The sequence below is a fragment of the Methylobacterium tarhaniae genome (genome assembly GCF_001043955.1).
GTDB lineage: Bacteria > Pseudomonadota > Alphaproteobacteria > Rhizobiales > Beijerinckiaceae > Methylobacterium > Methylobacterium tarhaniae.
In genome coordinates, this window is record NZ_LABZ01000429.1 from 1 (window position 1) to 828 (window position 828).

Consider the following 828-nt stretch of genomic DNA (forward strand, 5'->3'; position numbering starts at 1 on the left):
CGTCGCCGTGGCGGTGGTGGACTGATCCGAGGCCGTCCGGTCCTTGCGGCGTTGCCGTTGCGGCGCGCCTCCCCACATCAGGCTCGATCGTGCGAGCGGAGCGTGATGTGATGGCAAAGCCCCTGGTTGTCGTGATTCCCCATCAGCTCGGCCGGACCGAGGCCCGCCGCCGGCTCGAGAACGGGATCGGCCAGGCCAAGGAGATGCTGCAGAAGGCGGGTCTCAGCATGGCCGATGCGACCTGGAGCGGCGACCGGCTCTCGTTCCTGGTGGCCGCCATGAACCAGCGGGTCGACGGCGACATCGACGTCGAGGACGATACGGTGCGGGTCGAGGTGCGGATGCCGCTCCTGCTCTCGATCTTCGCCCACAAGATCCAGCAGATCGTCAGCCAGAACGGCACCAAGCTGCTCACCAAGCAATAGGGGACGCTGCGGAACCCGGGCCCGGCGCCCCGGTTTGGGTTCGACAGACGAGAGGAGCGCTCGATGTCGAATCCCGGCCCGATTCCGGACCAGCCCTACGATCCCGTGCCCCCCACCCCGGGTCCCGATACGCCGAATCCCGGAGCGCCCGACCTGCCGAGCGAGGCTCCGGGCGACCGGCCGGTCGAGATCCCGGTGAACGATCCCGGCAACTCGCCGGCCATCACCCCCGACCCGTCCCCGCCCGGCCCCGCCAACCCGACGATGTAGGGGCGCGTCACCGCCCCGCGGCGTAGCCCTGCATGCCGCGCGGGTTGGCCGCCGCCCGCAGGCGGCGGCCGTCGCGGCTCGCCGCCGTCAGGCGGCCCTCCGACCAGTCGGACCCGATCTCGACGAGGTGGCC

General features: G+C 71.4%; 2 protein-coding genes. Both read left to right on the forward strand.

Annotated features, from left to right (window positions below; all coding sequences use genetic code 11):
- The first annotated feature begins 110 nt into the window (after window positions 1-110).
- A complete protein-coding gene (locus VQ03_RS30440; RefSeq protein ID WP_048454679.1) occupies window positions 111-425 on the forward strand; it encodes a polyhydroxyalkanoic acid system family protein in 315 nt (104 codons plus the stop codon).
- A gap of 63 nt (window positions 426-488) precedes the next feature.
- Window positions 489-695: a hypothetical protein gene (locus VQ03_RS30445; RefSeq protein ID WP_048454680.1), complete on the forward strand. Its 207-nt coding sequence runs from the start codon at window positions 489-491 to the stop codon at window positions 693-695.
- Window positions 696-828: the final 133 nt, after the last annotated feature.